16 protein-coding genes, 1 pseudogene, 1 riboswitch and 1 other annotated feature are annotated in these 20,036 nt (G+C 38.7%); of the genes and pseudogenes, 8 read left to right on the plus strand and 9 right to left on the minus strand.

The window, feature by feature from the left end; genetic code table 11:
* Positions 1 to 150: 150 nt before the first annotated feature.
* Together AC25Y1_RS00495 and AC25Y1_RS00500 are read right to left on the minus strand one after the other, a co-directional pair.
* The gene (locus AC25Y1_RS00495) at positions 151 to 3,240 is read right to left on the minus strand and encodes an AAA family ATPase (RefSeq protein WP_488145978.1); all 3,090 of its coding nucleotides are present in this window, start codon (positions 3,238 to 3,240) and stop codon (positions 151 to 153) included.
* A gap of 2 nt (positions 3,241 to 3,242) precedes the next feature.
* Complete coding sequence (locus tag AC25Y1_RS00500) at positions 3,243 to 4,394, minus strand: exonuclease SbcCD subunit D (RefSeq protein ID WP_488145979.1); 1,152 nt, start codon at positions 4,392 to 4,394, stop codon at positions 3,243 to 3,245.
* Positions 4,395 to 4,545: 151 nt separating this feature from the next.
* A riboswitch (TPP riboswitch) is annotated at positions 4,546 to 4,654 on the plus strand.
* A 110-nt stretch (positions 4,655 to 4,764) separates the two neighbouring features.
* Between AC25Y1_RS00500 and tenA the strand changes: the two genes are divergently transcribed.
* From tenA to AC25Y1_RS00520, 4 genes are read left to right on the plus strand one after another with little or no spacing between them, the layout of a single operon-like run.
* Positions 4,765 to 5,466, plus strand: a complete 702-nt coding sequence (tenA, locus tag AC25Y1_RS00505; protein WP_488146368.1) for a thiaminase II — start codon at positions 4,765 to 4,767, stop codon at positions 5,464 to 5,466.
* A complete protein-coding gene (locus tag AC25Y1_RS00510) occupies positions 5,453 to 6,199 on the plus strand; it encodes an ABC transporter ATP-binding protein (RefSeq protein WP_488145980.1) in 747 nt (248 codons plus the stop codon). The genes tenA and AC25Y1_RS00510 overlap by 14 nt, the downstream gene beginning before the upstream one ends.
* Positions 6,196 to 6,936, plus strand: coding sequence for an ABC transporter permease (locus AC25Y1_RS00515; protein ID WP_488145981.1), 741 nt, complete (start codon positions 6,196 to 6,198; stop codon positions 6,934 to 6,936). The genes AC25Y1_RS00510 and AC25Y1_RS00515 overlap by 4 nt, the downstream gene beginning before the upstream one ends.
* The gene (locus AC25Y1_RS00520) at positions 6,933 to 7,910 is read left to right on the plus strand and encodes an ABC transporter substrate-binding protein (protein WP_488145982.1); all 978 of its coding nucleotides are present in this window, start codon (positions 6,933 to 6,935) and stop codon (positions 7,908 to 7,910) included. The genes AC25Y1_RS00515 and AC25Y1_RS00520 overlap by 4 nt, the downstream gene beginning before the upstream one ends.
* Before the next feature lie 210 nt (positions 7,911 to 8,120).
* Here AC25Y1_RS00520 and AC25Y1_RS00525 read toward each other — a convergent pair whose 3' ends face one another.
* From AC25Y1_RS00525 to AC25Y1_RS00535, 3 genes are all read right to left on the minus strand, one after another.
* Positions 8,121 to 9,383, minus strand: coding sequence for a hypothetical protein (locus AC25Y1_RS00525; RefSeq protein ID WP_488145983.1), 1,263 nt, complete (start codon positions 9,381 to 9,383; stop codon positions 8,121 to 8,123).
* 63 nt (positions 9,384 to 9,446) lie between these two features.
* On the minus strand, positions 9,447 to 9,821 hold the full coding sequence (locus tag AC25Y1_RS00530) for a nucleotide excision repair endonuclease (protein ID WP_488145984.1): 375 nt from the start codon (positions 9,819 to 9,821) through the stop codon (positions 9,447 to 9,449).
* 73 nt (positions 9,822 to 9,894) lie between these two features.
* Positions 9,895 to 10,743 carry a TetR/AcrR family transcriptional regulator gene (locus tag AC25Y1_RS00535; RefSeq protein WP_488145985.1) on the minus strand — a complete coding sequence of 283 codons (849 nt, stop codon included), beginning with the start codon at positions 10,741 to 10,743 and terminating at the stop codon, positions 9,895 to 9,897.
* 383 nt (positions 10,744 to 11,126) lie between these two features.
* On the opposite strand from AC25Y1_RS00535, the gene AC25Y1_RS00540 reads away from it, so the two are divergent.
* Together AC25Y1_RS00540 and AC25Y1_RS00545 are read left to right on the plus strand one after the other, a co-directional pair.
* Positions 11,127 to 14,279 (plus strand): efflux RND transporter permease subunit, encoded by a 3,153-nt coding sequence (locus AC25Y1_RS00540; protein WP_488145986.1) that lies wholly within the window; start codon positions 11,127 to 11,129, stop codon positions 14,277 to 14,279.
* Between the two features lie 156 nt (positions 14,280 to 14,435).
* Positions 14,436 to 14,711 (plus strand) — a binding site (T-box leader).
* Positions 14,712 to 14,799: 88 nt separating this feature from the next.
* On the plus strand, positions 14,800 to 15,660 hold the full coding sequence (locus AC25Y1_RS00545) for an SAM hydrolase/SAM-dependent halogenase family protein (RefSeq protein ID WP_488145987.1): 861 nt from the start codon (positions 14,800 to 14,802) through the stop codon (positions 15,658 to 15,660).
* 37 nt (positions 15,661 to 15,697) lie between these two features.
* Here AC25Y1_RS00545 and AC25Y1_RS00550 read toward each other — a convergent pair whose 3' ends face one another.
* Positions 15,698 to 16,108 carry a YkvA family protein gene (locus AC25Y1_RS00550; protein ID WP_488145988.1) on the minus strand — a complete coding sequence of 137 codons (411 nt, stop codon included), beginning with the start codon at positions 16,106 to 16,108 and terminating at the stop codon, positions 15,698 to 15,700.
* Positions 16,109 to 16,304: 196 nt separating this feature from the next.
* Between AC25Y1_RS00550 and AC25Y1_RS00555 the strand changes: the two are divergent.
* Positions 16,305 to 16,489 (plus strand): annotated as a pseudogene (locus AC25Y1_RS00555) (low molecular weight phosphatase family protein); the annotation flags it as partial.
* Positions 16,490 to 16,810: 321 nt separating this feature from the next.
* Here AC25Y1_RS00555 and AC25Y1_RS00560 read toward each other — a convergent pair.
* The gene (locus tag AC25Y1_RS00560) at positions 16,811 to 17,758 is read right to left on the minus strand and encodes a threonine/serine dehydratase family protein (protein ID WP_488145989.1); all 948 of its coding nucleotides are present in this window, start codon (positions 17,756 to 17,758) and stop codon (positions 16,811 to 16,813) included.
* 83 nt (positions 17,759 to 17,841) lie between these two features.
* Between AC25Y1_RS00560 and AC25Y1_RS00565 the strand changes: the two genes are divergently transcribed.
* Positions 17,842 to 18,453, plus strand: a complete 612-nt coding sequence (locus AC25Y1_RS00565; RefSeq protein ID WP_488145990.1) for a DUF3298 and DUF4163 domain-containing protein — start codon at positions 17,842 to 17,844, stop codon at positions 18,451 to 18,453.
* Between the two features lie 79 nt (positions 18,454 to 18,532).
* Here AC25Y1_RS00565 and AC25Y1_RS00570 read toward each other — a convergent pair whose 3' ends face one another.
* Positions 18,533 to 19,252, minus strand: a complete 720-nt coding sequence (locus tag AC25Y1_RS00570) for an NAD-dependent protein deacylase (protein WP_488145991.1) — start codon at positions 19,250 to 19,252, stop codon at positions 18,533 to 18,535.
* Between the two features lie 20 nt (positions 19,253 to 19,272).
* Positions 19,273 to 19,947 carry an SOS response-associated peptidase gene (locus AC25Y1_RS00575; RefSeq protein WP_488146369.1) on the minus strand — a complete coding sequence of 225 codons (675 nt, stop codon included), beginning with the start codon at positions 19,945 to 19,947 and terminating at the stop codon, positions 19,273 to 19,275.
* Positions 19,948 to 20,036 lie beyond the last annotated feature (89 nt).

A 20,036-nucleotide genomic window follows, 5' to 3' on the forward strand; every position in this document is an offset into this window, starting at 1 on the left:
AATATATCGCTGAAGATAATACTACTCCCCTTTGTGAAATAATTCAATATGTTAATGTATAGTAACTTGTTCCAATTTTCTCTTTTTGCTCATTATTAATAAAAAAAATCCCAATTGCATTCTTTACATAGTGCAATTGGGATTCTTCTATTATTTTAATAGAAACTTAGTGTGACTGTGGCCTTCTCTTGATTTTCTCACTTCGAGGATTGCCGGGAAAGCTGCTTTTAATTCTTCAACATGTGAAATAACGCCGATGACACGTCCTGATTTTTGTAAGTCTATCAATGTATCGATTGCTTTATTCAATGATTCTTCATCCAAAGAACCAAAACCTTCATCGATAAACATCGTATCAATGGAAACCGCACCTTGAAAACTTTGAATAACGTCCGCCATTCCTAGCGCTAAACATAAAGATGCGTTAAATTTCTCTCCACCAGACAGTGTTTTTACATCACGCGTTTGACCCGTGTAGGCATCATTCACATCAAGGCCCAAACCGCTTTGTCTCCCCCGAACTTCCTGGCGATCACTGCGAATTAATTGGAATTGGCCATTCGACATTTCCCTTAGTCTTTCATTTGCTGATTGTATAATTTGCTCTAGATATTCAATTTGAATATAACGTTCAAATGATAATCGTAAGTTGTTATGTCCACGAACAACGTCGTAAAGATTTGAAATTTTTCCATAGGTTTTATTAAGTTGATCTATTTTTAGTGATGTGTCATGAATTTTATCTTTTAATCTTATGATTGTTTTTTCAAAGTCTAGTGAACGATTATATTCTTGATAGGCAGTTTCGTAAGCCACTTTCAATTCACTCAAAGTTTTTTCGAGTGCTAGTAAATCCGTTATTTCCTGCCCTTCCAACTGCTTCGCCAATTCTTTCATAGCCTCACGTACAGCATAGTATTGTTGTTTGAAATCATCAATTTCGTTTTTCAATTGTATACGTGATGCCTCGTCCATTTTGGCTTCCAGATAAGCTGCTTCGGTTTGGAATTCGGATTTTTCTAGTGCTTCTTTAAATCTTTGTTTGGCGTTACCTTTTTTCATCTCTACTTCCACAAGTGCTGTTTTGGCATGAGTTTCTGCTGATTTGCTAGCAGAGAGTTGATTTCTGCTTTCTTCTCGCAATTTTTGAATGGATTCCCAAGCGCGATCTATTTCACTTTTTTTGGTATTAAGTGCATGAATTCTTTGTTCTAATACACCTAGTTCTCGAACATCTTCAGGAATTGAATTTAACGTGTGATTGAAAATCGCTTGTTTGGTTTCAAGCGAAGCACTACTTTCAAGAAATGCTCTTTCCAGTTCATGTTTAGCTGTAGCCAATTCATCTGCTATTTTACTTTGAACGGCTAAGTTTTCTTTTAATTTCGAGAGTTGAATTCTAGTTTCACGTAGTTCTTTTACTTCATCTTCCAAACTATTTTTCAATTCATGCAGCTTGTTGCTTGCTTCGTCAATGGAGTCAATTTCCAGTTCGAGGCGCACAAGGTTTTCGTTCATGGCAGTTAACTGGTTAAGAAAACTCTGGTAGTTTGCATCGGCAGTTCGGTAGTCGCTTTCAATCTTCGCCAGTTGCTTACTTGCAACCTCCAACTCTTCTTTGGTGACTGATACTTCACCACGATGTGCTTTATTAGGATGATCCTTACTTCCACAAACGGGACAATTCTCGCCGTCGTGAAGCATTTCTGCCAATGTTGCCGCTTCATGATTCAACCAGTCCTGTGCCATTTCTCCATATTTTTTCTGATAAGATTTATAGGCAATTTCATGATGACTTTTTTCTTTTTCTAGCTTTGAAACGCGCTCTCTCATCGAGATGAATTCATTCACAACACGACATTTTCCAGTTGTATTCGTTAACAAATCTACTTTGTCATCATAGGGAATGAGTCGTTTCTCTAATTCTTCAATAGTAGTTTTAAGGGCAGTTACAATTTTAGTTTCACTCGTAGAATTCTCAGTCGTTTCGGTTAATGTATGTTGAATTTTATGTTGTTCATTCTTACTAATTGAAAGTGCTTCTTTTTTTGAAGCTAATTCCTTCACCTTAGGAAGCGTATCATTTAAACGAATTAGACTTTCTGTTATTTTTTCTCGCTCAGGTTTTTTCGCTTCCTCTTCATGAAACTGCGTTTCAATTTTCACTAGTTCTTCTGATAACATCTGAACTCGCTCAGATGCTTTTTTAAGATGAACAGTCTTTTCTTCTAGTTCTTTTTTCAATTCCGCATACTGGATTTCGATTTGTTCAATAGCCGTCGCACGCTCTGCATTCCCAAGTTGTTTTGACTTCTTTTCCAAAATTGGAATTTGCTGTTTAAGCGCTGCATAACGTTGCTTTCTTTTCTCCAACTCAATCAATTGGTCATTCATATTCTTCGCGATATGGTATTGTTCCAACATTTTCGCATGGCTTTTATTAGCAGTTACATATAAGTTTTGATCGTGAATCGTTTTTTCTTTATAGTACTGTAATTCATCTTCAAGTCCGTCTACGATTTGATTTGCATTGTAGTAGTCCGTTCTTAACACTTCAAAAATCGCGGAATCTCTTTTTGGTAATAGTGACGGGATTTGTTCTATTAAACTTGTTCTTTTTTGCTCTTCAGCTTGCAACATCGCCTTCGCTTCATCTTGTTTACCTTTTAAGCGTACAACAATTTCTCGGTAAGGCTCAGTTCTGAATATTTTACGCATAATGGTTTCTTTGTTTTCCGTGTCAGAGGTGAGGAATTTTCTAAATTCGCCTTGGGGCAACATGACAATTTGACTAAACTGCGCTTGTGTAAATCCAATTAATTCTTCAGCCTTTTTATTGATTTCCGAAACGATTTGTCGATCGACAATCGGAATTTCTCCGTTCGAGGTTTGTTCATAAAACTCGCAGCTGGCCGAAGTTTCTGTTTTGTTTCCTTCTTTTACATACGGAATTTGCCTCATAATTCGATACGTACGGCTGTGAATTTGAAAGGTTAGCTCGACTGTGGTTTGTGTATCATTATCGGCAAAGTCACTTCGCATCGCACGAATATCCGTCCGGTCTTCTCCGCTTGCTTGACCGTATAACGCAAAGCAGATACCATCAAATATTGTTGTTTTTCCCGAACCTGTTGCACCAGATATAACAAATAATCGGTTATCCTTAAGCTCTCTGAAATCGACTGTTTCGGTTCCTTTATAAGGCCCAAACGCTGTCATGGTCAGTTTAACTGGTTTCACTGTCACCCCTCCTCCCGGTTCATGACTTCATATAGAACTTCTTCAAATAAGTTTTTCGTTTCTTCATCAACTGTTTCGCCAATCATTTCTTTATAAAATCCAGTAAATAGCTGGATATCGTCCATTTTGCCACGTTCTGTTTTTGTTTCTGTGTCCATGCTCTTAGTCGGCATTAACATCTTCCGTTCAACATGCATCGCATTTGGATAGACCGACCGAATCTTTTCCATTGGAAATAAAACCGGTGTCTCGTCAAGAAGTTTTACAAATACGTAATCCTCGCTAATTGGATGTTTCTGTATTTCTTCAATGGTGCCTTCAACTGTACGCATATCTCGATTCGGGATCAATTCACGTTTTTCAACAGTAGCATTTCCTTCATGGTCTAATTCCACGATGAAAAAACTTTTCTTATGATTCTCTTCAGAAATTGAATATTTAAGCGGCGATCCTGCATAATAAATGGTTTTATCCAACACATAGTGGGCTTGATGCAAATGACCGAGCGCTGTGTAATGGAATTTCTCAAACAAATGCGCCGAAACGTATTCCGCTCCTCCAATCGCAATTGGCCGTTCTGAATCACTCGTATTCTCTTCACTTTCCCCGTGCGGCGTGACAAAGGCATGCCCAACAAAAACATGACGTGCTTTGTCGTCCATCTTTTCGTAAATGCCCTCTGTGATTTTCTTCATAGCATCTTGATGATTAGAAATTGTTTCATCCGCGTGGAGATGTTTAATCACAGATGGATCCGCAAACGGCACAAGGTGAAAATGGACTTCGCCGAATTCGTCCTGTAAAACGACTGGTTCAATTACTTTCGACACTTGACCTGCAATAAAGTACCCGTTCTTCTGCATAAGACTACTACCAAAATGAAGGCGTCCCGGGCTGTCATGGTTTCCTGCGATTGCAATGACTGGTATTTTCATGTCTATCACAATTTTCTCCAGTACTTCATCAAGTAATGCCACCGCTTCTGTTGGCGGAACCGCCCGGTCATACAAATCACCCGCAATGACAATCGCATCAGGCTTCTCTATTTCTATCGCTTCGATAAATTGGTTTAATATAAACCGTTGTTCGTCCGTCATATAAACCCCTTGAACAAGCTTGCCCAAATGCCAATCCGCCGTATGGAAAAATTTCATAGCTTACTTCCCCCTTTTGTTACTCTTTCTTACTACTTTACAGTAAAATCGTCCAAAAATGAATTCCTTCTATCTTTCCTCCTATTTCCAACCAATAATTTGACCTTCTAATTCCTATATGCTTATACTTAATAGAATCCAATTTCATAAGATCCACCACTAGGGGTGCTCGATAAAGAGCTGAGACTGGCGAATGAATGCCTAAACCCTTTCAACTTGAACCAGATAATGCTGGCGTAAGGAAGAGGTGACGACGTATAAAATTCTACCCGTCTATTATCGGGGATAAAAATTTGACTGTCTACAACCCACTTCTTTTTCAAGGAGTGGGTTTTTTAATTGGGAAAAATTCTTAGGGAGAGTGTTAGAAATAAAGTTCACTGACCGCTTGCATGAGAAGACATTACCGATTTGGAGACAGAATCATAATCATCCATTTGTAAAAGGAATTGGCGATGGGACAGTTGATCAAGAAAGCTTCCGATTCTACATGGTGCAGGATTACTTATATTTAATCGATTACTCAAAGGTTTTCGCAATCGGCGCTGTGAAAGCTGATGATGTTGAAACGATGGGGAAATTTGCTAGTTTACTGGAAGGTACATTGAATACGGAGATGGCGCTTCACCGAAAATACGCAGCAAGATTTGGCATTTCAGAAGATGAACTTGAGAATGCAAAGCCATCCCCTATTGTCCTTGCCTACACCCATTACATGCTGCATGTCAGTCAAAAAGGAACGCTTGCGGAAGTTGTCGCAGCTGTCCTCCCATGTGCTTGGAGTTATTGGGAAATCGGAAAAGAACTAAATGCGATCCCAGGGGCGGCAGATCATCCGCTATACGGCGACTGGATTCGCATGTATTCTTCTGAAGCATTCGGTGAACTAGCAGGTTGGTGTATCGATTTAATGAATGAAGTCGCAGAAGGAAAACCTGAACATGAGCTACAAAAACTTGAGGAAATCTTTTTAAATACGACTCGCTTTGAATATATGTTCTGGGATATGGCGAACAACAAACAAATGTGGCCAGAAGTTGTAGGCGTTGAAACTGCTGATGTTGGAATTTAATAATGTCTCGTTTGGTTATGATGAAAAAATGGTACTGGACGAACTTTCATTTACAGTTCGTCCAGGTGAGTTTATTTCAATCTTAGGTGTAAGTGGTTCTGGTAAAAGCACGATTTTCCGCCTCGTCACGGGCCTCGATAAGCCACAAGCGGGTGATATCACTCTTGAGGGTAATAAAAATGGGGATCGGTTAGGAAAAGTAGGCTATATGCCACAACAAGACCTCCTTCTGCCGTGGCGAACCATTTTGGAAAATGCCTTTTTCCCCCTTGAAATTAAAGGAATTGATAAACAAACTGCCTATAAAGAAATAAAATCATTGTTGCAAGAGTTTGGGTTAGAAGGGACCGAAGATCAGTATCCATCTGAGTTATCAGGTGGCATGAAACAGCGCGTTGCCTTTTTACGCGCTGTTCTTTCAGGAAATCCTTTGCTACTCCTTGATGAACCCTTTTCTGCACTTGATGCGATTACGAAATTATCGATGCAAGAATGGTTACTCGAGCAATGGGAAAAAAGAAAGTCAACAATTCTATTCATCACACATGATGTAGACGAAGCATTATTTCTCTCAGATCGTATTTTTTTATTGAAAAATATACCTGTTACTGCTATTGAAAAAATCTCAATTCCACTACCACGAGAACGAACGCGTAACGATTTGCATCGACCTGACATGTTGGAATTGAAAGAGCAGTTGCTTAGTACGCTACGGAGTGAGGTTTCTTTATGAGAAATACAGCATCTTTATTGATCGTAATCTTGTTCTTTGTCCTTTGGGAAATTTGCGCACGGACGATTGATAAAGCGTTTATTCTTCCGTCCCCTGTTCAAATTTTAGTTCGCCTTTGGGAATTAAAAGATGTTCTATTTTTAGTCCATTTGCCTGTGACTCTATTGTCAATTGTCATCGGACTTATGCTTTCAATCATTTTGGGTATTGCAATTGCAGTTTGGATGTCTTTAAATGCTAGTGTACAAAAAGCAATCTATCCGATTTTAATCGCATCTCAAATGGTGCCGGTGATTGCGCTTGCACCGATTTTCGTACTTTGGTTCGGCTACACGATTTGGAGCAAAGTCGCCGTCGCTGTATTAATCACCTTTTTTCCCATTACAGTGAATACCTTTGATGGGTTGTCTTCCGGAAAAAGGGAAACTAAGGAATTATTTTTAACAATGGGGGCTACGAAAAAAGATATATTCTTGAAGTATTCTATACCCATTGCACTTCCCCACTTCTTTTCAGGATTAAAAGTCGCTGTCACGCTAAGCGTCATCGGTGCAGCCATTGGAGAATGGTTAGGCGCCCAAGCAGGACTCGGGTATTTCAGTCGTCGCATGATGACACAATTTGACGGGGCGGCGGTATTTGCACCGATTTTCGTTCTAACCTTTGTTGGAATTCTATTATTTGTTTGTGTGACTTACATTGAAAAACGCATGTTAAATTGGAGGACAAAAAGTTGAAAAATCTTAAACTGATTTTAGGTAGCATCCTGCTTTTATTCGTATTAAGTGCTTGTAATAATGATGAAACAGAAAAAGTGAGTATTATGCTCGACTGGTATCCGAATGCTGTACATAGTTTTCTTTACGTGGCTGAAGAAAAAGGCTATTTCGAAAACGAAGGAATTGAAGTGGATATTCAGTTCCCGGCTAATCCTACAGATCCGATTAACTTAGCGGCCGCTGGGAAAGTGACGATGGGCATCACATATCAACCAGATGTTATCATCGCGAAAACAGAACAAGATATTGCGGTGAAATCGGTAGGCGTACTTGTTCAGTCCCCACTCAATCATTTAGGATTTTTAGAAGAGAGTGGCATTACATCTCCGAAAGATCTTGAGGGAAAAACGATTGGTTTCACTGGAATTCCACTTAACGAAGCAATGATCGAAACGATGATGGAAACAGATGGTGCTGATTTCAACTCGGTTACAATGGTCGATGTCGGATTCGAATTAAGTTCATCCATCGTTTCTAAAAAAGCAGATGCAGCTATCGGCATGTTCATCAATCACGAATTTCCAATGTTGAAGTATGAAGGATACAATCCTGGACATCTAGATCCAACAGATTACGGGGTCCCCTCATTTTACGAACTAGTAGTCGTAACGAGTGATGATACATGGGCTAAAGAACAAGATAATATTAAAGCTTTTTGGCGTGCAGCAACAAAAGCCTTTGAGGACATCGAAAACAATCCAGATGAAGCACTAACGATTTTGTTGAAACATCAGGATAAGGCGAACTTTCCTTTAATAGAAGAAGTCGAAAAAGAATCGCTATCCATTCTGCTTCCGAAGATGAAATCTAATGGTAAATTTGGCGATCAGGATGCAGAAGTATGGGAAGTCACTGCGGATTGGATGGAAAAAGCAGGATTACTCACGAAAGAACCTAACTTGGATGGAATTTTTGTTAATGTGAGAGATTGAATCTATTTTGCGGCCGTTTTTCAAGGTGTTATTGTCGTATAGGTGTAGCCTAGAGTTTATGCTCGTTGCGCTTCGGTTTTTGCTCGTTGCGTGGTTCGTTGTGCTCGTTGCTCGCGGGTTTATTTCCGTAACGGGCTTGAAGGCTCAAGCTTATATGTTTAAATCAAAAAACTGGCAACCACCTTAAAAAAGTGGTTGCCAGTTTTATGGTTAAAAATCAGATAAAGGAACAATCTCCCCTGTTACCGCATTAACGCCTTCCGCTGCATCAAGTAATCCGCATAAAATATACTTTTCCGTAACGGAATCATATACATACGTCGGTGTGAGCGAAATGTAGGAGACTAACTTTTCAAATGCATCTTCATGCGAGACAACTGCTTTTTCGGCAGGTGCGAATGTATCGAAAATCTCGAACACTTCCCCGTTATCTACGTAATTTATTAAAGTCATTGTTTCTGGGTCGATTAAAACGACGACTTGACGGTTAAAGACAGACGATGTTGTTTCATCCATAATACAAGTTGCTTTGATAAAATGTTCAAGTCGTTGGAGTGTTTCAAGTTTCCATATACCGGATTCTTCTGGAAAATCTGAGCGAAACACGTCGCGGACGATAGCTTTAGATTGTTCGATTTGATCTGCTGTCACAACTAGTTTTTCTGCAACATCTTTGCCTTCCAGAGCATCCTCAACAGTTGCTTCTGAAAGTGAATCGATTTGCTTGCGCACCAGTTCTCCTGTTAACGGTTCAGTCCATTCAATGACCTCGTCTACTTTAACTTCCAAACGTTCGTGTTCTAAAAATGGAATGCTACGCATCCCGTCCAAAGTTACATAAACTTCTTCCATTGCATAGACCGGTACGAATCTTTTTTCAGCCTCAAAAGGGAAATTCACTAATTGCAGTTGTCCAGTTACAAATGGTTCAATTTCTTCAAGCGTCAATGTGAATTCTGTTTCCACAAGGTCTTCATTAGACGGAATTGGATCATATAATTGATAAGACGTTAGTTTCCCTTCGTTATCAAATTCAACTTCAATCATTCCAGCTGGTGTAATTTCAACTTCTCTGATATTCGGGCTGAATTGAAAACCGTTTTCGAGAACGTCTGTCTTCACAAAATTTTCGCTATATATTAAGCCGGTTTCAGATTCAATCCAATTCCCGACTTCTTGTTCTGTTTTATTCGGGAAATGAGTTTTTGTGGCAAATGATTTACCATCTACAAAAATAACGCTTTCAATAATTTCTTTCTGAATACTATATTCCACAATCGCTGTGCCTTCAGGATTTATATCTTCTTCATATTTCCCAGAAATCACATTCGGGAAAAATTCCATATTGAATTTATAATACGCTTCCCCTGTACCATTTCTTTCTTTATGTATTGAGAACGTTTCTAATTCGTAATTGTCCAGACCCAATTTCACTTTCACTTCATCGGCAATCTTTTGTAAACGCTTATCCATGTCGTCACCTTTTTCATATGTAGTAGAAAAAAGCTGAATGCATATAGCAATCAGCTTTTTATATTATTTATAATACACTTTATCTACATTGTATTTCGCGTACTGTGTGTTAATAATATAGGTTTCTAAAATATCGCGTTCCATTGGTTCCTCAACGAATAGAATCTCAATTTTATTTACTTCTTCGCGGTGGTTTTTAAGCGGTGAGACACTATCATCAAAATGCTTACGTACACGTTGACGAAGTTTACGCGCTTTACCTACGAAAAGTAATTCATCTTTATGATTATAAAATAAAATAAGTCCACCTTTATCACGTGGTATTTCATGAAGATCGATAAAACCATACACAGGCTTTATTTTCGGTGCATCGGTGTTCTCATCTTGTTTTCGTTGAATGATTGTTAAGTCTGGTTTTGGTACATTGATTGTAATCAATTCACTTTCACGTCCTCTTCTATTCTAGAGCTAAATATTACCACAAAACGCTGCGAAAAGCGAAGGTCAGCAATCAAGAACTTGTACTGGATAATAATTGGTTCAATTTCTCTATGAGTTCTTTGGTTTCTTCATGACTTTTCAAATTCGACATCATTCCCTGTATGACTGCTTTGCGATAATCTTTTCCCACAAGTTCTTGTTCAATCACTTCTAAACTAATCAATATATCTTCGTCAGATACGATTTGTTTCAATAAATCAATGTCTTTCAATAACTCTTTAGTAGTTATCATCGTGTTACTACCATTAACACGATAGCCAATTAGCTGGTCAGACTTTAAGAACGGTTCCGATAAACCTTCCACAATTGAATCCGTTCGATTTACGATATAAGCCCCTAGTTCGACATAATTCAATTCATCTTTATTAAATACGATAATTTCAATATACCCTTTAATGAGCCCACTCAATAAAACGAGGAGATCAGGCATATGTTTTTGAATATCGTCTCCATAGACATCTAGAAGAAGTTTTTCCTGCATCTCATATGTGTGTTGTCGCAATTCATTTATTAACCCAAGCATTTCCACGTTGCCCGGGCTTGTCTGTTCTCGCATTTGCATCAAAATAAAATCCGAGTAACGGGCAATTTCTTCAAATTGGACACTAAAAAATAACTCGAACCTTTCCCTAGTACCAACATCTAGATCAAATAAGCTGCCCATTCTTTCAATTAATTTATCACTAAAGTATTCGAAAATCGAAAACAACAGACTCTCTTTCGATTTAAACGAAAGATAAAAAGCACCTTTGGAAATACCACAAGCATCTGTAATATCTTGAACTGAAGTCGCAGCAAAACCATTTTCCGCGAATAGTTCGGACGCCTTTTCAATAATTAATACTTTTCTTTTTGTCACATTTAACAGCCCCTAAGCCCATTGATCATCTAAAATATCGTTATACTCGACCCGTGACTGACCGGTCAATTTATATAGTAAAGCATACATAGTTCCCCGTCAAAAAAATAGTCTTTATCAATGAAGTGTAATCTTTGACAAATGACTGACCGGTCATTTACTATGAATGAGTACATCATTTATTAAAGCTAAAAGCAAGTTTGGAGGTATCTAATTATCGTTCACTGCAATGCATCATTTATCTATCTGGAAACGGACCTAGTTTTCTAGATTATTAAATAGGAGATTGATTATTCTATACGTTGTATCTGATGACTGACTGGTTAGTAATAATGATATCGCAATAGAAGCAATCAGTCAAAAAACATTTTTTGGAGGGTCTTATGAAATCACTTGTAAACTTCGTAATGAAAAATAAGTTAGCGATTTGGCTCCTTACATTCATTATAACAGCTGCTGGCCTTTATTCGGGGACGCAGATGAAATTAGAGACAATACCGGATATAACAATTCCAATCGTAAGTGTCACAACAATTTACCCGGGAGCGACACCTGAACAAGTGGCCGAGGATTTATCGGAGCCGTTGGAAAAAGCAGTTTCAGGTATTACCGGATTCACTTCCGTCAGCTCCACGTCTTATCAAAATGCATCATCACTGCAAATTGAATTTTCCTACGGAACAGACATGGAAAAAGCAGAAATCGAAGTTGAAGATGCGTTAAAGAATGTAACCTTACCAACTAATGCAATGGAGCCAAGTGTTGGTAGAATAAGCATTAATGCTTTTCCAGTTCTCGCAGTGAGTGTTTCTGATAAAGATGCGAATCTTGAAGAGTTAACGATAAAAGTTGAAGAAAACCTTATTTCTGGTATTGAAGCCATCGACGGGGTTTCGAGCGCAACAGCGTCCGGACAACAGATCGAAGAAGTTAGCTTAACTTTCGATCACGAAAAGATGGCATCACTGAATTTAGATGAAGAAACAGTAAAAATGATTGTAAAAGGTTCAGATGTGAAAATGCCATTGGGACTTTTCCAATTTGGTGATTCAGAACAATCAGTTGTTGTTGATGGAAATATTACAACTGTTGAAGATTTGAAAAACATCTTAATCCCAGTAATTCCTGCAGAAATACCAGGGCAAGATGCAATTCCAGGAACGGAAGAAATGCCTGGCCAAGATGAGATAGGCAGTGAGACTCCTGAAGCTGGGCAAAATGCCGAGCTTCCAACAGTTACATTAGGAGAAATTGCAACGATTGAGCTCATCGGAAAAGCCGAATCGATTTCAAGAACAAATGGCGAAGAAGCGATTGCCCTTCAAATCGTCAAAACACAACAAGCGAATACAGTTGATGTTGTCAATGCCGTGAAAGAGCATGTTGAACAGTTCGAAAAAGAAAATGACGGCGTAACCATTTCTACTACGCTTGACCAAGGTAAACCTATCGAAGATTCTGTAAATACGATGTTAAATAAAGCCCTCTTCGGAGCACTTTTCGCTGTATTGATCATCATGTTGTTCCTACGAAATCTCAAGTCGACAGTGATTGCAATTGTATCCATCCCGATGTCACTACTCATCGCGGTTATTTTCTTGAATTTAATGGATATTACGTTAAACATGATGACGCTTGGTGCAATGACCGTCGCAATCGGTCGTGTTATCGATGATTCCATTGTGGTTGTCGAAAACATATTTAGGCGAATGAACCTCAAAACCGAAAAACTGAAAGGAAGAGCACTTGTACGAGAAGCAACACTTCAAATGTTTAAACCCATTACGTCGTCCACACTCGTTACAGTTGCTGTATTTATCCCAATCGGTTTAGTTGGCGGAATGGTCGGCGAATTGTTTATGCCATTCGCATTGACAATGGTCTTCGCACTATTGGCTTCATTGCTTGTAGCCGTTACAATTGTCCCAATGCTTGCTCATACATTATTTAAAAAGCAAATCTATTCTAATGAAGTAAGTGTAAAAGCAGACAAAGGAAAAGGCAAAATGTCTGCTTTTTATGAAAAAGTATTAAAATGGACATTAAATCACAAACTGGTTACCTCTGCAATTTCGATTGCCTTACTGGTCGGAAGTCTATTTTTAGTCCCAGTGATCGGTGTGAGTTTCTTACCAGAAGAAGAAGAGAAGATGATGTACATTACGTACACGCCTGAACCTGGTGAAACACTAGAAACTGTCAACGAAAATGTTGAAAAAGCTGAAAATTATTTGATGGATTTAAAAGATGTTGAAACAATCCAAGTATCTGTCGGCGGTGAAAATCCAATGGCACCTGGCGCCTCTAATGGAGCGCTCATGTTTGTGACATTCGATTCGGATACTGAAGAGTTTACAAAAGTAACAGAAGAAACGATTCTCGAACTCGAAAAATTAGCAACTACTGGCGAATTTAAATCCCAAGACTTTGGAATGGGTGCGAGTAATGAAATAAGCTATTACGTTTATGGAGATAACATTGAAGATATTGAACCTGTTATCAATGACATAGAAAACGTTTTGAATGATGAGTCAGAATTGCGAGATGTTAAAACAAGTTTGGCAAGATCATATAAAGAATATACACTTGTTGCAGATCAAGAAAAACTTACACAATTCGGTCTAACAGCTGCTCAAATCGGCATGAAGTTGAACCCGATGCAACAACGTGAAGTACTTACAAAAATCACAAATGGTGATAACACATTCGATGTTTATATTGATGTTGAACAAACTGAACATAAAACAATCGACGAATTGCTTGATGAAACAGTTCAGTCCCCTTTCGGCATGGAAATTCCAATTTCCGAATTTGTTAAAGTGGATGAAGGAACAAGTTCAGATACAGTTTCCCGTAGAAACGGCAAAGTCTTCTCTAGTGCATCAGCCACTATAACGGCAAAAGACATTGCTAAAGTTTCTGCGAATATTCAAACAGAAGTTGACAAATTAGATATTCCTTCAAATGTAGAAGTGAATACTGCAGGTGTTACAGAAGATATCGAAGAAGCATTTACACAGCTCGGTCTTGCGATGCTTGCTGCAATTGCTATCGTGTATCTCATCCTAGTTGTTACGTTCGGCGGAGGACTTGCACCATTTGCAGTTCTATTCTCACTACCGTTTACTGTAATTGGTGCGTTAGTCGGTTTGCTCATCGCTGGTGAAACAATCAGTGTTTCATCATTGATCGGCGTACTCATGCTTATTGGAATCGTCGTCACCAACGCGATTGTCTTAATTGACAGAGTCATCAATATGGAAAATGATGGTCTATCTACAAGAGAAGCCATATTAGAAGCTGGAACAACTAGACTTCGCCCAATCCTAATGACTGCACTTGCAACAATTGGTGCACTGATTCCATTAGCTATTGGCGCTGAAGGTAGCGGACTTATCTCTAAAGGTCTTGGTATTACAGTTATCGGTGGATTAATAAGTTCAACACTCCTCACACTGATATTCGTACCAATCGTTTATGAGTTCTTAGGTAAGTTTCGGAAAAAGAAATCAGAAGTAGAAATAGATGTAGATTAAATTGAAGGTGCGTGTCACGATGGTTCAGTCGTGACACGTTTTTTGTTAAGCATACTCCCCTTGCATTTTGCAGTGATCTTAAAAGTACTGTTTATAATTAATTTCCAAAAAACATTTGACATTCTGATTTAGGTCGTGTAAATTTATAGTCAATACTTAAAAGCGTTGAAGAGAAAAGTAAAATGTTCGATTTTTTAACAGAAAGCTTCGGTAGCTGAAAAGAAGCAAAAAATCTTTCATTTGAACAATGGCCTCTGAGCTCTGAGTTGAACATGCAGCAACCTGCATAAGTAGATGTCAGCGGGAGTTGGTTCCCGTTACCAAAACCACAGTCTAGAATTCATCATGATAGAATTCTGTACTTGTTGAGGTTGCTTACGAGAGTTCGCAACGAATAAAGGTGGTAACACGAGAGATAATCTCGTCCTTTCAATCGCAGGATTGATTTGGACGGGATTTTTTAATTTCACAAGATTGTTCAGCTTATGAGTAAGTAAATATACACTAGGAGTGTTTTGAAATGACAAAAGGTTTATTAGTTTTTCAGTCAGATTTTGGTAATAGTGACGGTGCTGTAAGTGCAATGCACGGGGTAGCAAACACAGTACAACTCGGTATTCCAATCTTTGAAATTACGCATCAAATTCCTCAGTACAATATATGGGAAGCCTCTTATCGACTGCTTCAGACGATTAGCTATTGGCCGGAGGGAACCGTTTTTGTATCGATTGTCGATCCAGGGGTTGGTTCAGATCGTCGCGCAGTTGTTGCTAAAACTGAAAATGGACAATTTATAATAACACCAGATAATGGCACGCTAACACATGTAAAACAATTTATTGGCATTACGGCAGTTAGGGAAATTGACGAGTCCATTAACCGTCTTCCGAATTCCGGCGAATCTCATACTTTCCATGGCCGTGATATTTTTGCTTATACAGGCGCTCGACTTGCTTCAGAGGTAATTAATTTTGAAGACGTGGGACCTTCATTTAATTCATCCGAGATTATTTCATTACCGCTGAAAAATTCAACGATTTCCGATGAAGTCATCACAGGTAATGTTGATATTATCGACAGACCATTCGGTAACCTTTGGACAAATATCAGTCGTGAACAATTCAGAGAAATTGCAGAGCAACATGGAGATTCTTTCGAAGTAACCATCACAACTGACGGACGTACAATTTACAACAACATCATGACATTTGGCCGTTCGTTTGCAGATTTACATATCGGCGAGCCGCTAGTTTATGTAAATTCACTTGATAATATCGGTATTGCTATCAACCAAGGATCGTTTGCAGATGCTTACCGGATTGGAACAGGGACAAATTGGGAAGTTGTAATTCGTAAAGCCCCTCGTATTGTTTATCAATGAAAAAAGCTTTCGCAGAGATTCAACTCTGCGAGAGCTTTTAAATTTCTATAGTAGATGTATTTTTGAAAAAACCGTTTAATTTTTGCTTTGCTTTATTTTTAATGTCATCATCGATATGTGAAACGACTTTATAGACGGCCGTTGCAATCACTGTCGCATCATCTGCTAATCCAACAACCGGGATGAAATCAGGAATCAGATCGACTGGAAAGATAAGATAACTAAGTGCGCCGACGATAATCAGTTTCGAAGATTTCGGAACGGCTGGATCTTTTGCTGTGTAATACAAGAGCAAACTAAAATAGACAGTCTTTTCCCCTGCCTTTTGCCCAAACTTTAACAACTTACGCCAGAATCTGTTATCCGAGTAATGGTTGTCCATATTTTGAATAACTTCATCTGAATCTATCGTTTTCATAATTTCATCATAATCATTTTTCTTCGACATTTCGAAACCTCCTCTTCAGTAGCCACTTAATTAATAGTACACCGAAATGCATATCATGTCATTCGGTAGCATTTATTCGACCATCAAAAATCAAAGATAAAATTTCTCGACTACATAAGCAATAACTTATATAGTAATCAATATAATAAACATAAATCCACTTAATACATAAGGAAATACCTATGAATCATTCTGGATTACACTTTGCGGTGATGCCGACGATAACTGCCCAGTTACCCCGTCCCATATTACCCGCTAGCATTGGGGCTTTGTCGACCCTGTTCGTGCAATTGGCACTGAAGAAGAAAAGTGGGCAGTCTTTCAGAAGTGTGCGATGACATTGAAAAACGCATTCAAGATTTTGCAAATTCTGGTAAATGAAATGAAAATGTAGAGACAATTATGGGCAAACTTCTGAAATTACACAATCAATGAACCATCTTTGTAATTTGCTTGCACTCAAACGGTTTTCCTTGCACTCATCATCAGTTTGCTTGCAGTTGAAAGTGTTTTCCTTGCACTCAAATGATTTTGCTTGCAAGTTGGGACCTTTCACCCACACGAAAACCGATGCGCAAGCTACTTAACTGATAACTACCGGTCGCTCTCAACGAAAATCATCCAGTAAAAATAAAAATGAGCACTTGAATAAAGGCCTGTTATCGCCTCCCTATTCAGGTACTCATTTTTTAAAAAGTTTATCTAAACTAAAAACTCGCCCATCTGCTGTAAATCCACATTTCCACCAGATAGTACAGCCACAATATTCTTCCCTTTCACATTCAATTTCCCCGAAAGAATGGCAGCGATTGTCACAGCACTAGATGGTTCAATGATTTGTTTTGTACGTTCCACAATAAATTGAAACGCCTCTTTTATCTCAATCTCTGAAACTAGTACAAGATCATCAAGATTTTCTTTCAAAATAGGAAACGTCAAATCTCCTGGCTGAGATGTACGAAGGCCATCTGCAATGGTTAACGTCGCTGGTATGGCCGTAATCTCGCCCGCTTGTAATGACAAAAATGTATCGTTTGCAGTGTCCGGTTCCACTCCAACTACTTTTATCTCCGGATTTAGTTGTTTCACCGCAGTTAAGATGCCGCTTATTAATCCCCCACCGCCAACAGGTACGACAATAGCATCAGCATTTGGAACTTGTTCTAGTATTTCAAGACCCACCGTTCCCTGACCCGCTATGATATACGGATCATCATAAGGCGGAATAAAAACACCGCCATTTTGCTCTGCTATTTCTTTTGCTTTCGGAATTCGCTCAGCTGATGTCGTTCCGCATTTCACGATTTTCCCATTGTAAGCTTCAATCGCCGCTATTTTTACCGCATTCGCATCTTCAGGAACAACGATGGTCGCTGGAAGCCCTAATTGATTTGCCATATAAGCTACTGCCTGCCCGTGATTTCCAGAAGACGCTGCCGTTATATATTTTGCGCCCTCTTTCACGGCTTGCTGAACTTTATTGGCAGCCCCTCGAATTTTAAATGAACCCGTTTTTTGTAAATGCTCTGATTTCAAGAAAACCTGGTTCCCACAGTAGGCATCTAATTGGGCGGAAGTCAGGATGGGCGTGTCATGTATATATTTTTTAATCTGATTTTGCGCGTCCTTTATATCATCCAATGTAACCAAAACGTCGTCCCCCTTTCTGAAGTTCTTATTTACCTTATTCAACATATAATCATTTATAACCCACTCGTGAAAGGATGTAGTTATTGAAGTTCCCTGTTCGTGTAATCACCAAAAAGCTCCCCCATAACTCACCAAATGTAACGGTTTATTTTCCAGCGGTTACTCATTTAAAAAATCCAAATGCGCAAGCGAAAATCAACCATGCCATCGTAACCTTGTTAAATCAAATACTTATTGAACAAAGTTATTATAAACCCGAACTCGTTGAAATGATGGCCTACTATGAGATTAAAAACACTCAGCGCGGCATACTGAGTCTAAATTTGATTGTTTATTCATTCACAGGCGGTGCACATGGCATGACGATCATTAAGTCCCTTACTTTCGATACCGATACTGGTCAACAATATACGTTAAATGAATTATTTAAAGAGGACAGCGATTACGTGAAAAAGCTATCTGAGATTATTGCGATTGATATAAAAAAATGGAATGTCCAATTGCTAGGCGAATTTACAACGATTCGTCCCGATCAAGACTTCTATATTGCCGATACATCTCTCGTAATCTATTTCCAACTTTATGAGATTACACCTTATTATTGGGGTTTTCCTTATTTCCCAATTGCCATTTTAGATATTGCAGATTTAAGGAAACCAGACGGCCCACTTGACACGATGATGGCATTTACTTGAATCGTCAAATTCAACAGTAGATAAGCAAGTATTCAATATTTGTTTAGCCCTGATTTGTGTCGGATATCCACTTCAATACTTACTTTTCCACTAAATAACTGTCGATTTCATCAAGCACCTCTCCTATTTTTCGGTCATTAATAACAACATCCGCTAAATCGTCGAAGTGAGTCGAATCCATATTAATGATCAGTAGTTTCGCGCCATGTTCTTTTGCAATGAGCGGAAATTGATTTGCGGGTGTAACCGTTAACGAAGAACCTAATACGATAAAAAGATCTGCTTTATCGCTTTCTTGAACTGCTTGCATAAATGCATCTTCCGGGAGTTCTTCTCCAAATAAAACTACAGAAGGTCGTAATTTACCGCCACATGTACAATAGAACTGTTCTGATTCGTACATGTCATTCGCGTATTCTTTTTTACAAGACTGACAATGCACTTTCTGCAATGTTCCATGCAATTCGATGACATTTTTTGATCCCGCAACAGTATGAAAACCATCGACGTTTTGCGTGATAATACGCTGGATAATGCCTTCCTCTTCCCACTTGGCTAAAATTTCGTGCCCTTTATGCGGTTTACAATCTTTCACACCAAGAACGCGTTTACGATAGAACTCAAAAAACTTTTCAACATCACGGTTCAATGCATCAGTACTCGCAATATGTGCTGGATTTTCTTGTTCCCAAAGTCCTGTATTCGCAGAACGAAAATCCGGCAGCCCACTCTCCGTAGACATTCCAGCACCAGTATATACAACGATATAATTCGAAGATCTTAATAAATCAATTAACACAAAAAAGTCCCCCTTAGTTTCTAATTCACTTGAACAATTAGTGATTCATCATTATTTCTTGGCGAATTAACAGAAGATGACACTGGATATGCTTCCATTTCTTCACCATCAAATGGGACAAGTAAATTGCCCAGGAAATCAAAGTCTTCAGAATTCGGAGATAGCCATGCCGCCTCGTCTTCAGGTCTAAGAATGACAGGCATACGATTATGAACAGGTTTAACAAGCTCATTAGGCGATGTCGTAATAACTGTGCAGGTGTGAATTGTTTTCCCGTCTGGTGAATTCCACGACTCCCACAAGCCTGCCAAAGCAAAGACTTGATTTGATTTCAACTTAAAACGCATGGGAACCTTGCCATTATCCGTATTTTTCCATTCATAAAAAGAATCTGCTGGAATAATACATCTTTTCTGTTTAAATGCATTTTTATAACTTGGTTTTTCTGAGACAGTTTCAGCTCTTGCATTAATCATTTTATAACCTATCTTTTCATCTTTCGCCCACGGGGGTATCAATCCCCACCTTAAATGGCCAAGCCTGTTTTTTTCGCCATCATTTAAAATGGCAACTACCTGCTGTGATGGCGCGATATTGTAACTTGGAATATAATCGCCCTCTGCAAAAGCCGACTCAATATCAAACCGTTCGACAATATCATAAAATGGTGCAAATAGTGTGAAACGACCACACATCAAAATCACTCTCCTTCATTTCTAGAATGTTTACATTAGTTTATCATTGTTGTACGTTATAGTCACAGCAACTGCTATTTGAAAGGAAG

The organism is Sporosarcina sp. Y1009 (assembly GCF_057669865.1).